The organism is Burkholderia sp. SRS-25, assembly GCF_004343765.1.
Taxonomy (GTDB): Bacteria; Pseudomonadota; Gammaproteobacteria; order Burkholderiales; family Burkholderiaceae; genus Burkholderia; species Burkholderia contaminans.
Genome location: NZ_PTXM01000016.1, coordinates 196,400 through 213,756, shown reverse-complemented (window position 1 = coordinate 213,756; position 17,357 = coordinate 196,400). Strand labels below are relative to the sequence as shown.

At 68.1% G+C, this 17,357-nt stretch carries 14 protein-coding genes and 1 riboswitch; of the genes, 3 read left to right on the top strand and 11 right to left on the bottom strand.

What is annotated here, in order from left to right:
- Window positions 1-156: 156 nt before the first annotated feature.
- Window positions 157-816, bottom strand: a complete 660-nt coding sequence (locus tag C5O79_RS23035; protein WP_047851450.1) for a pyridoxamine 5'-phosphate oxidase family protein — start codon at window positions 814-816, stop codon at window positions 157-159.
- Window positions 817-1,170: 354 nt separating this feature from the next.
- On the opposite strand from C5O79_RS23035, the gene C5O79_RS23030 reads away from it, so the two are divergent.
- Complete coding sequence (locus C5O79_RS23030; protein WP_276321195.1) at window positions 1,171-2,283, top strand: MFS transporter; 1,113 nt, start codon at window positions 1,171-1,173, stop codon at window positions 2,281-2,283.
- Window positions 2,284-2,368: 85 nt separating this feature from the next.
- Here the strand turns inward: C5O79_RS23030 and C5O79_RS23025 are convergent, their stop codons facing one another.
- Together C5O79_RS23025 and C5O79_RS23020 are read right to left on the bottom strand one after the other, a co-directional pair.
- Window positions 2,369-3,511, bottom strand: a complete 1,143-nt coding sequence (locus C5O79_RS23025) for a branched-chain amino acid ABC transporter substrate-binding protein (protein WP_046547437.1) — start codon at window positions 3,509-3,511, stop codon at window positions 2,369-2,371.
- 416 nt (window positions 3,512-3,927) lie between these two features.
- Window positions 3,928-5,007: a nitronate monooxygenase gene (locus C5O79_RS23020; protein WP_047851451.1), complete on the bottom strand. Its 1,080-nt coding sequence runs from the start codon at window positions 5,005-5,007 to the stop codon at window positions 3,928-3,930.
- A 223-nt stretch (window positions 5,008-5,230) separates the two neighbouring features.
- On the opposite strand from C5O79_RS23020, the gene C5O79_RS23015 reads away from it, so the two are divergent.
- A complete protein-coding gene (locus C5O79_RS23015) occupies window positions 5,231-5,923 on the top strand; it encodes a dienelactone hydrolase family protein (protein ID WP_047851452.1) in 693 nt (230 codons plus the stop codon).
- Between the two features lie 82 nt (window positions 5,924-6,005).
- A complete protein-coding gene (locus C5O79_RS23010) occupies window positions 6,006-7,484 on the top strand; it encodes an amidase family protein (RefSeq protein ID WP_047852582.1) in 1,479 nt (492 codons plus the stop codon).
- A gap of 88 nt (window positions 7,485-7,572) precedes the next feature.
- On the opposite strand, the gene metF is transcribed toward C5O79_RS23010, so the two are convergent.
- The 8 genes from metF to flhB all read right to left on the bottom strand — a co-directional run bounded on the left by metF (window position 7,573) and on the right by flhB (window position 17,235).
- On the bottom strand, window positions 7,573-8,403 hold the full coding sequence (gene metF / locus C5O79_RS23005) for a methylenetetrahydrofolate reductase [NAD(P)H] (protein WP_047851453.1): 831 nt from the start codon (window positions 8,401-8,403) through the stop codon (window positions 7,573-7,575).
- A 27-nt stretch (window positions 8,404-8,430) separates the two neighbouring features.
- Window positions 8,431-8,784 carry a phage holin family protein gene (locus C5O79_RS23000; protein WP_006477367.1) on the bottom strand — a complete coding sequence of 118 codons (354 nt, stop codon included), beginning with the start codon at window positions 8,782-8,784 and terminating at the stop codon, window positions 8,431-8,433.
- A gap of 162 nt (window positions 8,785-8,946) precedes the next feature.
- The gene (gene ahcY, locus C5O79_RS22995; RefSeq protein WP_039346797.1) at window positions 8,947-10,365 is read right to left on the bottom strand and encodes an adenosylhomocysteinase; all 1,419 of its coding nucleotides are present in this window, start codon (window positions 10,363-10,365) and stop codon (window positions 8,947-8,949) included.
- Window positions 10,366-10,397: 32 nt separating this feature from the next.
- Window positions 10,398-10,513: riboswitch (S-adenosyl-L-homocysteine riboswitch) on the bottom strand.
- A gap of 98 nt (window positions 10,514-10,611) precedes the next feature.
- Window positions 10,612-11,346, bottom strand: a complete 735-nt coding sequence (locus C5O79_RS22990) for an RNA polymerase sigma factor FliA (RefSeq protein WP_006484033.1) — start codon at window positions 11,344-11,346, stop codon at window positions 10,612-10,614.
- Window positions 11,347-11,368: 22 nt separating this feature from the next.
- Window positions 11,369-12,193, bottom strand: coding sequence for a flagellar biosynthesis protein FlhG (locus tag C5O79_RS22985; protein WP_046547439.1), 825 nt, complete (start codon window positions 12,191-12,193; stop codon window positions 11,369-11,371).
- A complete protein-coding gene (flhF, locus tag C5O79_RS22980) occupies window positions 12,186-13,946 on the bottom strand; it encodes a flagellar biosynthesis protein FlhF (protein ID WP_047851454.1) in 1,761 nt (586 codons plus the stop codon). Before flhF ends, C5O79_RS22985 begins: the two co-directional genes overlap by 8 nt.
- The gene (gene flhA / locus C5O79_RS22975) at window positions 13,943-16,042 is read right to left on the bottom strand and encodes a flagellar biosynthesis protein FlhA (RefSeq protein WP_046547441.1); all 2,100 of its coding nucleotides are present in this window, start codon (window positions 16,040-16,042) and stop codon (window positions 13,943-13,945) included. Before flhA ends, flhF begins: the two co-directional genes overlap by 4 nt.
- Window positions 16,039-17,235: a flagellar biosynthesis protein FlhB gene (gene flhB, locus C5O79_RS22970; RefSeq protein ID WP_046547442.1), complete on the bottom strand. Its 1,197-nt coding sequence runs from the start codon at window positions 17,233-17,235 to the stop codon at window positions 16,039-16,041. The genes flhA and flhB overlap by 4 nt, the downstream gene beginning before the upstream one ends.
- Window positions 17,236-17,357: the final 122 nt, after the last annotated feature.

Genomic DNA, 17,357 nt, shown 5'->3' with positions numbered 1-17,357 from the left:
AGGACATTAGCGATTGCCTATTAGGTCTATCAACATACGCAATTACCCTGCATTTGAAAAATAGAAGCTTTCATCGGACGACAGTTTTACGAAAATCGGATGGCGCGACTCGCTAAACGGGCAAAGCGAGGACCGGCCGGTATCCGCGACGTCACGTCACGTCACATCCCGCGCGCACGCAATCAGCCGCTCGCGCAATTCGCCCGCGTCGGCCAATGGCGCATCAAACGGTGTGCGCACGCGGCGGCCGTCATGTCGCCAGTCGGCGCCGTGGCGATCGACACCGAGCAATTCGAGCCCGTCGCGGCGCGCGGCGCCGGCGTCGTACGCGTCCCATAACGCCTGTTCCTCGTCGAACGCGAGCGGCGGCAGCGCATCGAGATGCGCGCCGTCGACCCAGCCCATGCGCCCGAACCCGCCGATATAGCGCAACCGCTCGACGTCGAGTGCCCGGAACGTGAAATCGCCGAGCGCGAGATAGCGCGCGGCATCCGGCTCATAACGGCAGTAGCGCGCGGTGACGTGCGGATCGTCGCCGAGCGGCACGAACCGGCCGAGCAGCGTCGCGCGCTCGGCGTTCAGCACGTCGCCGCCGGGCGCGTCGACGACGAGGAAGCCCGCGCGCGGATCGGCGGCCAGATTGCGCGTGTGCTCCGCGAGGCCGCTCACGAGGATCACGGGACGATGGCTTGCATCGGGTGCAAACGGGACGACCGTCGGATACGGGAAACCCTGCGGATCGCGCGAATGGGTGGCGAGCGTGCCGAGCGCGCAGCGGTGCAGCAGATGCACGGCGAAAGCGGGATCGATGTTCAAGAGGACTCCTGCGGTCGAAGGGCGGCGCGCCGGGCACGCCATGCGCTCCGATGTTACTCGCGGGCGCGCCGCGCCGCGCATCGGCCGAACGGCCAGTGCAGTCGATGCGACCGAACGCGGGTCACCGGCTAATCGCCGGATCATCGACCGAACGGCCAGCGGCCGGCACGATCGTAAGCGGTTCGATAGAATCGGACGGATCCGACGGGCGCCGCGTGCGTCCGAGCATTTCTTTTGACGAGCGTCATCGTGTCCGAATCCTCCTCTTCCGAATCGTCGTCTCCGTTCGCCGTGCCGCCCGACGCGCATCGCGTGCTGCCGCTGCCGGCCCGCCAGCGGGCGCGCGCGGCGTCGATGGCGCTATTCTTCGTCGCCGGCATGATGTTCGCGTCGTGGGGCGTGCACGTGCCGACCGTGCGCGACAAGTTCGCGCTGAGCCCCGGGCTGCTGTCGATCGCGCTGTTCGCGGTCGCCGTCGGCTCGATCACCGCGATGCTGACCATCGCGCGCTGGATCGCGCGGGTCGGCTCGCGCACCGCGTGCCTCGCGGGCGGGCTCGTGATGTCGGCCTGCGCGGCGCTGATCCTCGTCGTGCCGGATTACCCGATGCTGCTCGCCGTGCTCGCGCTGTTCGGCTTCTCGATGGCGACGCTCGACGTCGCGATGAACGCCGAGGCCAGCGCGGTCGAAATTGCGATCGGCAGGCCGATCATGTCGTCGCTGCACGGCATGTTCAGCATCGGCGGGATGGCGGGGGCGGCCGCCGGCGGCGCGCTGCTGTCGGCCGGCATGGCGCCGGCCGTGCATCTCGCGCTCGCGGCGGCGACCAGCGCGACGGTGCTCGTGGCCGCCAGCCCGGCCGTGCTGCCGCATGTGCCGCACCACGAGCACGCGCACGACGGCGGCAACCGCTGGCGCTCGCCGGCGTTGTGGATGCTCGGCGGCATCGCGCTCGTCGCACTGATCGCCGAAGGCGCGATGTACGACTGGGCGACGGTCTACATGCGCGACGTCGTCGTGGCGAGCCCCGCGCTCGCGAGCGCCGCCTATGCCGCGTTCTCGGGCGGGATGGCCATCGCGCGCTTCGCGGGCGACGCCGTGCGTGCCCGCTTCGGCGCACCGCAGCTCGTGTTCGCGAGCGCGTCGCTCGCCTGCGCGGGGATGATCGGCGCGCTACTGCTGCCGTATCCGGCCACGGTGCTGACCGGCTTCACGCTGATGGGCATCGGCCTCGCGAACATGATGCCGGTGCTGTTCGCGGCCGCCGCGCGCGTGAAAGGCATCCATGCGGCCGAAGGGCTCGCACACGTGGCCGGCCTCGCGTATTTCGGCATGCTGTTCGGTCCGGTCGTGATCGGCGCCGTCGCGCAAGCCTCGAACCTGACGATCGGCCTGTCCGTCGTCGCGCTGTGTGCGGCGCTCGTCGCGGCCGTCGCGCCGAAAGTGCTGGCGCGGCTGAAGATCTGACGGCACGGCCGGCGCCGGCCAAAAAGAAAGCGCGCATGCGTTGCCGCATGCGCGCTTTCACCCCTTCTGTTGACCGCTTGTATCGTTACATCTTCACTTCGTCGAGCAGCGACTTCTTGCCGCCCTTGTAGTTGTACAGCGAGATCACGCCGTGCTGCAGGTCGCCCTTCGAGTCGAACGTCGTCGTACCGATCACGCCCGAGTAGTTCGTCGCCGGCATCGCAGCGAGGATCTTCGCCGGATCCGTCGAGTTCGCGCGCTTCATCGCATCGACGATGATGTACACGGCGTCATACGTGAACGGTGCGTAGATCTGGATCGGCTGGCCGAAGCGCTTCTCGTACTTCGCCTTGAACGCTGCGCCGCCCGACATCTTCTCGAGCGAAGCACCGGCTTCCGAGCACACTACGTTGTCGGTCGCGTCGCCGGCCAGGTCGGCCAGCTTTTCCGTGCACACGCCGTCGCCCGCGAAGATCTTCGCGCGCAGGCCGAGCTGCTTCGCCTGCTTCGCGAACGGACCGCCCGTTGCGTCCATGCCGCCGTACATGATCGCGTCCGGATTCTCGCCCTTGATCTTGGTCAGAATCGCGCGGAAGTCGACCGCCTTGTCGTTCGTCGCGTCATGCGACATCACCTTCAGGCCGAGCGCCTTCGCCTTCTTCTCGAACTCGTTCGCGAGACCCTGGCCGTACGCGGTCGAATCGTCGACCACGGCCACGCTCTTGATGCCCTTCGAGTGCGCGTAGTTCGCGAGTGCCGGGCCCTGCTGCGCATCGGTGGCCACCACGCGGTACGTGGTCTTGAAGCCCTGCTGCGTGTAGGCCGGGTTCGTCGCCGACGGCGAGATCTGCACGATGCCCGCATCGCTGTAGATCTTCGAGGCCGGGATCGACGTGCCCGAGTTCAGGTGGCCGACCACCGCGACGACCTTGTCGTCGACGAGCTTCTGCGCAACCTGCGTGGCCTGCCGCGGGTCGGCCGCGTCATCCTGCGGGTCGAGTTGCAGCGTGATTTTCTGGCCGCCGACCGTGAGACCCTTGGCGTTGATCTCCTCGACTGCGAGACGTGCGCCGTTTTCGTTGTCCTTGCCCAGGTGTGCAATGCCGCCCGTCAAGGGCGCGACGTGGCCGATCTTGACGACTTGATCGGCCGCTGCGTTGCCCGCAGCTGCAGCACACAGCATCGCGGCCGCGGTGATCGGCAACAGCTTTTGCATCTTGATATTCATGTAAGTCTCCAGTTTCGGTCCCAATAAACGCCATCGCCCGGTGCCCCGCTGCCATCCCTGTGTTTGCAATCACTGGACGATTCGCCGGTTGCATCGTTCATGCACTTGGCCTCAAGCACGTGAAAACCGCCGCTTTTAGCAGCCGCCCGTCCGTACTTGCGCGCAAGTGTAGGTGATCAAATTAATTTGTGGGACTTTTTTGGGGTAGTGGTAACACTACCGATATGCGCACTTTGGAACGACTACTCGAGTATCGCTGCGAGCCCCGCCAGATAAGGGTTTCCGCTAATTCCAGACGACTTCCTGAAAGGTCGTTTTAAAACATTCCGGGGGCATTTCGATTCGGTATTTTGTGCCCGTGATCATTGAATGAAACGCGCGTGACAACGCGCGTTTCGTCGTCGGACATGAACGATTCAGGCAGCCGCCGCACGCCATTCGGCATCGAGCGCGGCGACGAGCTGCGATGTCGTCAACGCATCGCCGCGCCGCCGCGCGAGCGGTGCGCCCTGTCCGGCCCACAGCGACAGGTAGTCGCCGTCGTCGGCACGCGCGGCGGCCTGGCGCAGCGGCTGCGTCAGCGCGTTCTGCACCGGGTACGGCGCGGCGTCGGCCACGCGTTCGCCGAGCCGGGCCATCAACGTGTTGCGCAGCCCGCGCGCGTGGCGGCCGGTGATCGCGCGCGTGACCTGTGTCGACGTGTCGGCGCTCGCGAGCAGCCGCGCCCTCCAGTCCGCCGCGATCGCGCTTTCCGTGCAGGTGAGGAACGCGGTGCCGAGCTGTGCGCCCTGCGCGCCGAGCGCAAGCGCGGCCGCGATCCCGCGGCCGTCCATGATGCCGCCCGCGGCGAGCACGGGCAGGCCGGTCGCGTCGACCAGCTGCGGCACGAGCGCGAGCGTGCCGATCAGCGCATCGTCGGCGGAACCGATGAACGTGCCGCGATGGCCACCCGCCTCGGCGCCCTGCGCGGACAGCGCGTCGGCGCCGGCCGACTGCCACGCGAGGCCCTCGGCCACGTGCGTCGCCGTGCCGATCACGTAGGTGCCGGCCGCCTTCAGGCGCGCGACGTCGGCCGCATCGAGCACGCCGAACGTGAAGCTCGCAACGGGCACGCGCAACGCCACGAGTGCGTCGAGCTGCGCGCGGAAGTCGGGCGCATAGCGTGCGGGCGCGGTGCCCGGCGGCAACCCGAGCGCTGCATTCAGCGGGTCGATCGCGGCGAGCGCGCGGGCGACGGTCGCCGCGTCGGGCGCGGCATCGGGCAGCACGAACAGGTTGACCGCGAACGGACGATCGGTTGCCGCACGGATGGCTTCGACTTCGGTCGCGAGGCGCTCGGGTGCGAACGCGGCGGCGCCGAGACTGCCGAGCGCGCCGGCATTCGAGGCGGCAGCGACCATCGCGGTCGTGGTCGCGCCGACCATCGGCGCCTGCACGAGCGGCAGGCGCAGGCCGAAGCGTTCGGAAAAGGGCGTGGAAAACAGACGGGCAGACATGGCGAATCCTTCGATGTCGATGCGCGAAAGCGCTTTGTAAAGGCCGGCACATCGACTCTATCGAAGCGGCGCAGCGCCGAAAAATGAATAATCGAGATCGAAACGATCGCTGCGCGAGAAGCGGGCGCGTCCGCTGCAATGACACGGGATCGGTGGCACACTAGGCCGCCCTCTTTCACCCCGGGGCGCGCATCGCGCACCCCGTTCGCCAGGAGTTCAGAACGTGACTGCCCAATGGATCGACATCCCCGCCGGTAACGACAGCTTCGGCGGCTATCTCGCGCTGCCCAAGCGCGGCAAAGGCCCTGCCGTCATCATCATCCAGGAGATCTTCGGCGTGAACTCGCACATCCGCGCGGTGGCCGACCAGTACGCGTCCGACGGCTTCGTCGCGCTCGCGCCGGACGTATTCTGGCGCACGCAGCCGCGCGTCGAGCTGACCTACGAAGGCGCGGATCGCGACAAAGGCATCGAGCTGATGAAAAAGACCGACGTGGGTCTCGCGGTCGCGGATATCGGCGCGGCCGCCGACGCGTTGCGCGCGCGCCCGGAAGTGGCCGGCAAGATCGCCGCGATCGGCTACTGCTTCGGCGGCCAGCTCGCGTACCGCGCGGCCGCGACCGGCAAGATCGACGCGGCCGTGGCCTACTACGGCGGCGGCATCCAGAACGCGCTCGACCTCGCCGGCAAGATCACGCAGCCGATCCTGTTCCACTACGCTGAAGACGACCACGCCATCCCGCTCACGGCCGTCGACCAGGTGAAGGCCGCATTCGCCCGCCACGGCGATGCGTCGTTCCACGTGTATCCGGGCGCCGAGCACGGCTTCAACTGCACGGACCGCGCGTCGTACAACCAGCGCGCGTCGGCGCTCGCGCACGGCCGCACGCTGACCTTCCTCGCCGAGCACCTCTAAAAACGGCCGGCCGCGGGCCCCTGCGCACCGGGCCCGCGTTATGCTGCTGTCATCGCCACGAGTCACAACGGGGATGACAGCGATGCATTCGGACTATCTCGCGCACGACGCGATCGGCCTTGCCACACTGGTACGTGAACGCAAGGCGAGCCCGCGCGACCTGCTCGACGCCGCGATCGGCCAGGCCGAAGCGGTCAACGGCGCGATCAACGCGATCGTGCTGCAGGACTACGAAGCCGCACGCCAGCGTGCGGCCGCCACACCCGACGGCGGCGCCGGCACGCCGTTCGCCGGCGTTCCCTATCTCGTGAAGGATCTCGGCGCGGCGGTCGCCGGGCTGCCGCTGTCGATGGGTAGCCGGCACTACCGGTATTTCGTGCCCGACGACGATTCGCCGGTGATCGCGCGCAGCCGCGCAGCCGGTCTCAACGTGTTCGGCAAGACCAACACGTCGGAGATCGGCCAGATGCCGTACACGGAACCCGAACTGTTCGGCGCGTGCCGCAACCCGTGGAATCTCGATCACACGCCCGGCGGCTCGAGCGGCGGTGCGGCGGCGGCCGTCGCGGCCGGCATCGTGCCGATCGCGCATGCGTCCGACGGCGGCGGCTCGATCCGCATTCCGGCGTCGTGCTGCGGGTTGTTCGGCCTGAAGCCGAGCCGCAACCCGGTACTCGTCGACTTGCCGTCGAACGGCGAACTGGTCGTCCAGCATGCGGTCACGCGCAGCGTGCGCGACAGCGCGCTGCTGCTCGACGTGACGACCGGCCAGACCTTGCCGGCCGGCGCGCCCGGCACGTTCCTCGGCGAGCTCGACACGCCGCCCGGCTCGCTACGGATCGGCCTCGTGCTCGACCCGATGCTCGCGCCGGCACTGGCCGACGACACGCGCGCGGCGCTCGACGACGCGGCTGCGCTGCTCGAATCGCTCGGCCACCATGTCGAGCCGGCGACGCTGCAGGTCAACTACGCGCGTGCGGCCGAAACCTTCCTCACGTTGTGGGCGACGATCGCCGAGGAGATGGTGTTCGGCGCGCGCGCGCTGACCGGCCGCACGCCGAAGCGCGGCGAATTCGAGGCCGCGACGTGGGCGATGGCCGTGGTCGGCCGGCGCCTTGCGCGCACGCGCCTGCCGGACGTGCTCGAATGGCAGCGTCAGCTCACCGTGCAGGTGGCCGGCCTCGTGTCGCGCTACGACGCGATCCTGTGCGCGTCGCTCGCGGGCCCGCCGGTGAAGATCGGCGAATTGCAGCCGACGCCGTTCGAAGCGGCGCAGATGAAAGTGCTCGCCGCGCTGCCGGTGAAGCCGCTGCTGAAGGAAATGCTCGCGAAGTCGTCGGAAAAGGCGTTCACGTGGGCCGGCTGCACCGAGCTGTTCAACCTGACCGGCCAGCCGGCGATGTCGGTGCCGCTTTACTGGAACGCGCGCGGGCTACCGATCGGCGTGCAGTTCGCCGCGCGTCACGCCGACGACGCGCTGCTGCTCCGGCTCGCCCGGCAGCTCGAACAGGCGCGGCCGTGGTTCGAGCGCCGGCCGCCGCTGATGCAGGCGCAGCGCTGACGCACGCGGCCGCGCGCCGCCGTCATCGTAAAAAAGCCCCGCCGGCGCAGCCGGCAGGGCTTTGACGCATGCAATCGCGTGAGCGCGCTTACATGACGAGCCGTTCACAGATCGTCCGCGTCGCGGCCGCCGTGTTCAGCGTATAGAAATGCAGCCCGGGCACGCCCGCGTCGATCAGACGCTGGCACAGGCTCGTGACGACGTCCGCGCCGAACGCGCGGATCGACTCGCGATCGTCGCCGAAGCTCTCGAGCCGGCGCGCGACCCAGCGCGGCACTTCCGCACCGCACATCTCGGAGAAGCGCATCAGCTGCGAGAAGTTCGTGATCGGCATGATGCCGGGCACGATCGGCACGTCCACACCCAGCTTGCGCGCATCGTCGACGAAGCGGAAATACGCGTCGGCGTTGAAGAAGTACTGCGTGATCGCGGAATTCGCGCCGGCTTTCACCTTGCGCGCGAAATTCTCGAGATCGGCCTTCGGCGAGCGCGCCTGCGGGTGGTACTCCGGATAGCCGGCAACCTCGATGTGGAACCAGTCGCCGTGCTCGGCGCGGATGAAGCTGACGAGCTCCGACGCATAGCGCAGTTCGCCGACTTCGCCCATTCCCGACGGCAGGTCGCCGCGCAGCGCGACGATGTGGCGGATGCCGTACGAGCGGTACTGGTCGAGGATCGCGCGCAGGCTGTCGCGCGACGAACCGATGCACGACAGGTGCGGCGCGGCCTCGAGGCCGTCCTTCTGCATGTCGAGCACCGTATCGAGCGTGCCCTGCTGCGTCGAACCGCCGGCGCCGAACGTGCAGGACACGAATTTCGGCTTCAGCGGCAGCAGCTGCGCACGCGTGGCGCGCAGCTTCTCGACGCCTTCCGCCGTCTTCGGCGGGAAGAATTCAAACGAGAGTTCGATCGTTTTCATGATTCTGATGGAACAGGCCCTGGTGCCTCAGCCGATGTCGCGCTGACCGAAGATCAGGGCGGACAGCAGCCACGACACGATGCTGTACAGGATCGAACCGAAGAACGCGGACCAGAAGCCCGACACCTCGAAGCCCTTCAGCAGCGACGACGCGAACCAGAAGCACAACGCGTTCACGACGAGGATGAACACCCCGAGCGTGACGATCGTGACGGGCAGCGTCAGCAGGATCAGCACCGGACGGATCACCGTGTTGATCAGGCCGAGCACGACCGCGATGATCAGCGCCGTGCCGAAGCTCTTGATGTGGATCGACGGCACGAGGTACGTGATGATCAGCAGCGCGAGCGCGTTGATGACCCAGGTGAGGATGACGCTCATGGAGTGCTCCGGTTCGGTTGTCGATCGGTACGATCAGTGGCCGCCGCCGGCCGCCGCGGGTGCCCGAAGGCGCGCCGCGGCAGCCGGCGATCCCGCGCCGTGCCGCCGTACCGGGTGCGCGCGAGTGACGCGCGCACGGCACCGCGGCAGCGGCGCATCGGATCAGTAGCGGTAGTGGTTCGGCTTGAACGGGCCGTCCTTCTGCACGCCGATGTACGAAGCCTGCTCGTCCGACAGCACGGACAGGTTCGCGCCGATGCGCGCCAGGTGCAGACGTGCGACCTTTTCATCGAGGTGCTTCGGCAGCACGTACACCTTGTTCTCGTACTCGTTGCCGCGCACGAACAGCTCGATCTGCGCGAGCGTCTGGTTCGCGAACGAGTTCGACATCACGAACGACGGGTGGCCGGTCGCGCAGCCGAGGTTCACGAGGCGGCCTTCCGCCAGCAGGATCACGCGCTTGCCGTCCGGGAAGATGATGTGGTCGACCTGCGGCTTGATGTTTTCCCACTGGTACTGGCGGGTGGACGCGACGTCGATTTCCGAGTCGAAGTGACCGATGTTGCAGACGATCGCGTTGTGGCGCATCGCCTTCATGTGATCGTGGTTGATCACGTGGTAGTTGCCGGTGGCCGTCACGAAGATGTCGGCCTTGTCGGCCGCGTATTCCATCGTCACGACGCGGTAGCCTTCCATCGCCGCCTGCAGTGCGCAGATCGGGTCGATTTCCGTGACCCACACGGTCGCGCCCAGGCCGCGCAGCGATTGCGCGCAGCCCTTGCCCACGTCGCCGTAGCCCGCGACGACCGCGACCTTGCCCGCGATCATCACGTCGGTCGCGCGCTTGATGCCGTCGACCAGCGATTCACGGCAGCCGTACAGGTTGTCGAACTTCGACTTCGTGACCGAATCGTTCACGTTGAACGCCGGGAACGGCAGGCGGCCGTCCTTTTCCATCTGGTACAGGCGGTGCACGCCGGTCGTGGTTTCTTCGGTCACGCCCTTGATGTGCGCGAGGCGCGTCGAGTACCAGGTCGGGTCCGCGTCGAGATGCTTCGCGATCGACTTGTACAGCGCGACCTCTTCCTCGTTGGTCGGCTTCGCGATCACCGAACGGTCCTTCTCGGCCTTCGCGCCGAGGATCAGCAGCAGCGTTGCGTCGCCGCCGTCGTCCAGGATCATGTTCGCGAATTCGCCGTTCGGCCATTCGAAGATGCGGTGCGAGAATTCCCAGTATTCGTCGAGCGATTCGCCCTTGAACGCGAACACCGGCGTGCCGGCTTCGACGATCGCGGCAGCGGCGTGGTCCTGCGTCGAGAAGATGTTGCACGAGGCCCAGCGGACGTCCGCGCCGAGCGCCTTCAGCGTCTCGATCAGCACGCCCGTCTGGATCGTCATGTGCAGCGAACCGGCAATGCGCGCGCCCTTCAGCGGCTGCTGTGCCTTGTATTCGTCACGGATCTGCACGAGGCCCGGCATTTCGGTCTCGGCGATGTTCAGTTCCTTGCGGCCCCAGCCGGCCAGCGCCATGTCGGCGACGACGTAATCGTGGGTAGCTTTGGAATCGATAATGGCGTTCATCACGCCCTCCTTTCTAAAAAGTTTCTAGATTGGTGACGTGAGCGCCGTTCAGGAAGCGGGGCCGACGCGGTTGTGCCGCACGGCTGCTTGGTGAAGCCTTCCGAGCCTGGCGGACACAGAGTGGCCCGTCGCAACGCTCCTCGGAAAGCGGAGAGGATTGTAGCAAATCGGCGCGCAGAATGCGCAAGCACGGCGCACCGACGGCGCAAACGCGCGGCGTCGGTGCGCGCGGCCGTCAGGAAAGGGTCAGGACTCCGCGCCGACCCACGCCTGTTCGCGCAGCCGTGCGCGCAGGCGCGCGACGGCCTGGCTGTGCAGCTGGCACACGCGCGATTCGCTCACTTCGAGCACCGCGCCGATCTCGCGCAGATTCAGACCCCGTTCGTAGTACAGCGACATCAGCAGCTTCTCGCGCTCCGGCAGCCGCTCGATCGCCTCGACGAGCGCTTCGCGCAGGTGCTCGTCGAGCAGCGCCGACAGCGGATCGGCGTGATCGACGCGGTAGCGGTCGAGGAACGGCTCGTCGTCGGCCGCGCGGTCGAAATCCTCGTAGTAGATCAGCTGGCTGCCGTGCAGGTCCTGCAGCATCCCCTGATATTCGTCGAGCGGCATGTTCAGGTGCTGCGCGATCTCGGTCTCGCTCGCCGAGCGGCCGAGATGCTGCTCGACCTGGTGCACCGCGTGCTCGACCTCGCGCGACGTCTTGCGCAGGCTGCGCGGCAGCCAGTCGTTGCTGCGCAGTTCGTCGAGCATCGCGCCGCGGATGCGCTGGGTCGCGTAGGTCTCGAACTGCGCGCCCTGGTCTTCCTTGTAGCGGCCGGCCGCGTCCATCAGGCCGATCATGCCGGCCTGGATCAGGTCGTCGAGGTCGACGCTCGCCGGCATCTTCGCGACGAGCTGCAGCCCGAGGCGTCGCACGAGCGGCGCATATTGCGCGAGCACGTCGGCCTGGGACATCTTTCCTTGAGCGTTGTACATCATGGCTCTCTCCTTCCGATGGCGCTCACGCGGCGTGTGCCGCGCCCGCCTCATACGACGGCTTGCCGCCCGCGTGCACGGCGCGGCCCGCACCCGCACCCGAACGCGGGCGCATCGGCCAGTACAGCAGGTCGGCGGCAATCTGCCGGTAGTCGCGCGCGGCGGGCGACGACGGGAACGCGTCGACCGCGGCACGCGTCAGCTCGCGTGCATGCTCGACGAGCGGATCGGCGCTCACGCAGCCCGCGTCGGCGATCGACACGGTCAGGTAGCGGCTCGCGACGCCCGCGAGGTTGTCGAACGCGACCTTCGCGTCCGCATGACTGCCGACGTGATTGGTCAGCACGCGGAACTGCGCGAACGCGTGCGCGAAATGCAGCCGCTTCATGTACGCATACGCCTCGGTGATCGCCTGCGCGGCGACCCGCGTGACGACCAGCACGTCGTGCGCTTCGCGTGCGAGCGCCGATAACGAACCGTCGGCGCCGAGCTGCGCGTCGACGAGGACGATGTCGGCCGGCCCGTCGATGAAATCGCTCAGCTGCGCGTCGGTGTAGCCGGTGCGCGCGAGCCGCGCCGCGGCGCACAGGCCGAAGCCGGCCGCGACCCGCATGCGCTCGCCGTCGCGCAGCCACGCGCCCGCCAGCGTCGCGCTGGCCGAATGCACGTCGGCACGCTCGTCGACGACGAGCACATCCTTGCCGAGCGACGCGAGCGCCGCCGCCAGATTCACGACGGCGGACGTGCAGCCGACACCCGCCGGCCCGCCCGCCACGGCGACGATGCGTGATGCGCGCCCGGCCAGCAGGCGCCGCAGCCCTTCGGCCTGGTCGATGATTCGTTTATCCAAATCGCACCTCGTGAAGCTCGGCGGTGGAACGTGCGGTCAGTGCGGAAAGCAGCGTCGGCATGTCCTCGTCTTGCGGCACGAAGGGCGAGCCGTCGCGCGGGACACAGAACGCGCTTTTCAGCAGGAATTTGGTCGAGGCGACGTACAGGTTCTCCGGCACCTTCTGGCCGGTCGACACGTAGTGGATCGGCAGCTTGTAGCGGATCACCGTGTCGAGCACGCCGCCGAGGTGGGTCGCCTCGTCGAGCTTCGTGAGGATGCAGCCGGCCAGGTCCGGATGCTCGCCCGCGCTGCGGTACGCCTGCACGACTTCGTTGAGCGTGTCGCCGTGGCTCGTCGCGTTGAGCAGCAGCAGGCGCTGCACCGGCGCGTTTGCCCCGTGCAGCATCGCGATCTGGTCGGATACCGCGCGGTCGCGCTGGCTCATGCCGATCGTGTCGATCAGCACGATGTGCTTGTTGCGCAGCTCGGACAGCGCGAGCGCGAGGTCGCCCGCATCCTTCACCGCATGCACCGGCACGCCGAGGATCTTGCCGAAGATGCGCAGCTGCTCGTGGCCGCCGATCCGGTAGCTGTCGGTGGTCAGCAGCGCGACCTTGCTCGCGCCGAAGCGCATCACGCAGCGTGCGGCCAGCTTCGCGGTGGTGGTCGTCTTGCCGACGCCCGTCGGCCCCATCAGCGCGAACACGCCGCCGCGCTCCATCAGCGCATCTTCGCTGTCGAGCACCGGCAGGTTGGACGCGAGCACCGACTGCGCCCATTCGGCGGCCTGTTCGAAGGTCTGCGCGCCATCGCCGGCCGGCATGTTGTCGACCAGCATCCGCACGAGCTGCGCGGAGAAACCGGCCGCGAACAGGTGCTTCGTCAGCGCGCCATGCACGGCGCTGCGACGCTGGCGGTCGTGCCACATCAGGCTGTCGAACTGCTCTGCCATCATCCCGCGCAGTTCGCCGAGCTCCTGCATCACCGTATCGTTGACGATCCGCTCGATGCGCGACTTCACGGCGTCGGCCACCGCGGCGGCTGCGTCGGCGGACAGGCGCGTGCGCTCGGCCGCCTTCGCGGCATGCGCGGCGCTCGTGTTCGTGTCGGGCGCGCGGGTGGCGGCGGCCGGCATCCGGCGTTCGGCGTCGCGCACGATGTCGCGTGCCCAGTTGGGCGGCGTCGCGCTCGCGGCGGCCTGCGGGGCAGGTGCGCTCGCTTGCGGCGCGGCGGGCGTCGCCTGCGCACGCGCCATCAGCGCGTCGCGCTGCTGCGTCAGGCGCTTCGCGTGCTCGACGAGCCACGGCGCGGGTTCGGAGGCAGCGGCTGGTGCGGTGGCGGCCGGAGCGGGGGCGGCGGGATACGGCGCTGCCGCGGCCGACGTTTCGTCATCGATCGCCGAAGGTTGCGCCGTCGCCTCTTCCGCGTCGGCGCTTGCGCCGAACACCGACGAGAACACGTCCGGCAGCCCGCCTTCGCCTGCTGCATACGGATTGACCGTCGGGCGGCCCAGCGGCGCACCCGGGCGCGACACGATGCCCGGCACGGCGGCAGCCGGCACGGATTCCGGCGTGCGCGACGCCGCGACGCGCGGGCGCGCCGCGGCCGGCGGCGTCACGGCGGCCAGGTCCGAATCTGCCAGGGCGACGATTTCCACGCTGCCGTCATCGAGCGTGCGGTTCGACAGCACGACCGCGTCGGCGCCGAGCGCCTCTCGCACGAGACGAAGTGCGTCGCGGCTCGTTGCGCCGGTGAATTTGCGAATGTTCAAGCGGAACCCCCGATGACGTTAACGACTTTGATCGTGCGTGTGTCCGGCACTTCGGCATACGACAGCACTTTCAATTGCGGCAGGCTGCGGCGCAGGAAACGCGCGAGCATCGCGCGCAGCGCGTGCTGCACCAGCAGCACGGGCGGCAGCCCGAGATTCTGTTGACGCAGCATCGCCTGTTGCGTGCCGGTCAGAAGGTTGTGCGCGAGGCCGGGTTCGAGGCCCGGGTTCGCGCCGGTGGCGAGCGCCTGCGACAGCACGCGCTCGAGATTCGAGTCGAGGCCCATCACCTGCATCTCGCCGGCGCCCGGATACCACTGCTGCGTGATCGCGCGGCCGAGCGACAGCCGCACCGCGGCCGTGATCTCGAACGCATCGCCGCGGCCCGCATGTTCGGACACGGCTTCGAGGATCGTGCGCATGTCGCGGATCGGCACGCCTTCCTCGAGCAGGTTCTGCAGCACCTTCTGCAGCGTCGTCAGCGAGATCGTCTTCGGCACGAGGTCCTCGACGAGCGACGGCGCGTCCTTGCCGGTGTGCTCGACGAGCGACTGCACTTCCTGGCGGCCGAGCAACTCGGCCGCGTGCTGGACGACCAGATGGTTCAGGTGCGTCGCGACGACCGTGCTCGCGTCGACCACCGTGTAGCCGTACACCTGCGCCTGTTCGCGCATCGCGACGTCGATCCACACGGCCGGCAGCCCGAACGCGGGATCCTGCGTGACGGCGCCCGGCAGCGCAGCCGTCACCTGGCCCGGGTTGATCGCGAGCCACTGGCCCGGGAACACTTCGCCGACGCCGATCTCGACGCCCTTCAGCGCGATCCGGTACGCGTTCGGCCGCAGCTCGAGGTTGTCGCGGATATGGATCACCGGCGGCAGGAAGCCGATTTCCTGCGCGAATTTCTTGCGGATGCTCTTGATGCGCTTGAGCAGTTCGCCGTCGCTGTTCTTGTCGACGAGCGGGATCAGGCGGTAGCCCACTTCCAGCCCGAGCGGGTCGATCAGCTGCACGTCGTCCCAGGTCGCCTCGTGGCTGTCCGACGGCAGCACCGCGGGCGGCGCGATGTCGGTCAGGTCGCCGGCCGCCTTGCGGGCCGCCGCGCGCTTGGTCTGCGTGCGGGCCAGCCAGATCGCGCCGCCGCCGAGTGCGAGGAACGCGAAGTGCGGCATGCCCGGGATCAGCCCCATCAGCACGATGATCGCGCCGGTGATGTTCAGCACGCGCGGGTTCGTGAACAGCTGGCCGGTGATCTGCGTGCCGATGTCCTCGTCGGTCGCGACGCGCGACACGATCACGCCGGCCGCGGTCGAGATCACCAGCGACGGGATCTGCGCGACGAGGCCGTCGCCGATCGTCAGCAGCGTATAGTTGGTGCCGGCCGCGGCGAACGACATGTCGTGCTGGACCATCCCGACGATCAGCCCGCCGATCACGTTGATCGCCATGATGATCAGGCCGGCGATCGCGTCGCCGCGCACGAACTTCGACGCGCCGTCCATCGACCCGTAGAACTCGGCTTCCTGCGACACGGCCAGGCGGCGCTTGCGCGCCTGCTCTTCGTTGATGAGGCCCGCGTTCAGGTCGGCGTCGATCGCCATCTGCTTGCCGGGCATCGCGTCGAGCGTGAAGCGCGCGGACACTTCGGCGATCCGCCCCGCGCCCTTCGTGATCACCATGAAGTTGATGATCATCAGGATCACGAACACGACGATGCCGACCGCGAAGTTGCCGCCGACCAGGAAGTGGCCGAACGCCTCGATCACCTGGCCGGCCGCGTCCGGGCCCGTGTGGCCTTCGAGCAGCACGACGCGCGTCGATGCGACGTTCAGCGACAGGCGCAACAACGTCGAGAACAGCAGCACGCTCGGGAACGCCGCGAAGTCGAGCGGCTTCATCGTGTACATGCTGACGAGCAGCACCATCACGGACAGCGCGATGTTGAACGTGAACAGCAGATCCAGCAGCATCGGCGGCAGCGGCAGGATCATCATCCCCAGGATCATGCAGATGAGGATCGGGCCCGCGAGCGCGCGCAGGTTGGTACCCGCGAGCATGTTCGGGCGCTTCGCGAACAGGCCGGTCGGGGTGCTCATGCCGTGCCTCCCTTGCCGAGCGTGTCTTCCTGTTCTTCGCGCTCGTCTTCGGCGGACACCGACGCGCCCTTGTCGAGCTCGGCCGGCACCTCCAGATCGACCGGCATCGCCGGGAACGCGCCGCCTTCCGAACGGAACCGCTTGAGCTGATAGACCCACGCGAGCACTTCGGCGACGGCCGAGTACAGCGAGCCGGGAATCTCGCGCTCGAGTTCGACGTTGTGATACAGCGCACGCGCGAGCGGCGGCGCTTCGAGCAGCGGCACGTTGTGTTCGGCCGCGAGTTCGCGGATGCGCGCGGCGACGAGGTTCACGCCCTTCGCGACGACCTTCGGCGCGCGCATCTCGCCGTCCGTGTATTGCAGCGCGACGGCGAAGTGCGTCGGGTTCGTCACGACCACGTCGGCCTTCGGCACGGCCGCCATCATCCGGCGGCGCGCGATCGCACGCTGCTGCTGGCGGATCCGCCCCTTCACGTGCGGGTCGCCTTCGTTCTCGCGATGCTCGCGCTTCACTTCTTCCTTCGTCATGCGCAACTTCTTGTTGTACTGCCAGATTTGGTAGGGCACATCGAGTGCGGCGACCACCAGCATCCCGGCGACCGTCGTGCCGCAACACACGGCGATCAGGTGCATCGCATCGGGCAGCGCCACGCGGAGCGGCTGCGTCGCGAGAGCAAGCAGCTCGTCCTTGCTGCGCCAGATCGCGATGCCGCCGATCCCGCCGACGACCAGCGTCTTCGCGAACGACATCCCGAGCTGGATCGGCCCCTGGATCGAGAAAATCCGGCCGAGGCCCGAGATCGGGTTCAGGCGGTCGAACTTCAGCTCGAACGTCTTCGACGAGATCAGCCAGCCGCCGAGCGCCATCGGCGCGAGCAGCGCGGCGACGCCGGTGAGCGCGAGGATCGGCAACAGCGCGGCGAAGCCTTCGAGGCTCGCGCTGCCGGCCGCCGACAGCATCCGGTTCGTGTCGAAGGCGATCGCGCGATCGAACGTGAACGCGCCGCGCAGCATCGCCTGCAGATGCCCACCCGTCGGGCCCGCGAGCAGCCACGCGCCGTAGAACCCGGCCGCGAGCAGCGCGAACGAAGCCAGCTCGCGCGAACGCGCGACCTGCCCCTCCTCACGCGCCTTCTCGAGGCGCCTGGGAGTGGCGGCTTCGGTCTTGTCGAGATCGCTCTCGTCTGCCACGGGGCCTCCAGTCGGGTACGGCGGAATGCCGCTTTCCAGTGACACCGATTATTCATGGAGGCGTCAAACGCCGATCGGTCGAGCAAAGCCGGGAAAGGGGGGTATTTCGGGGAATCGGGAGA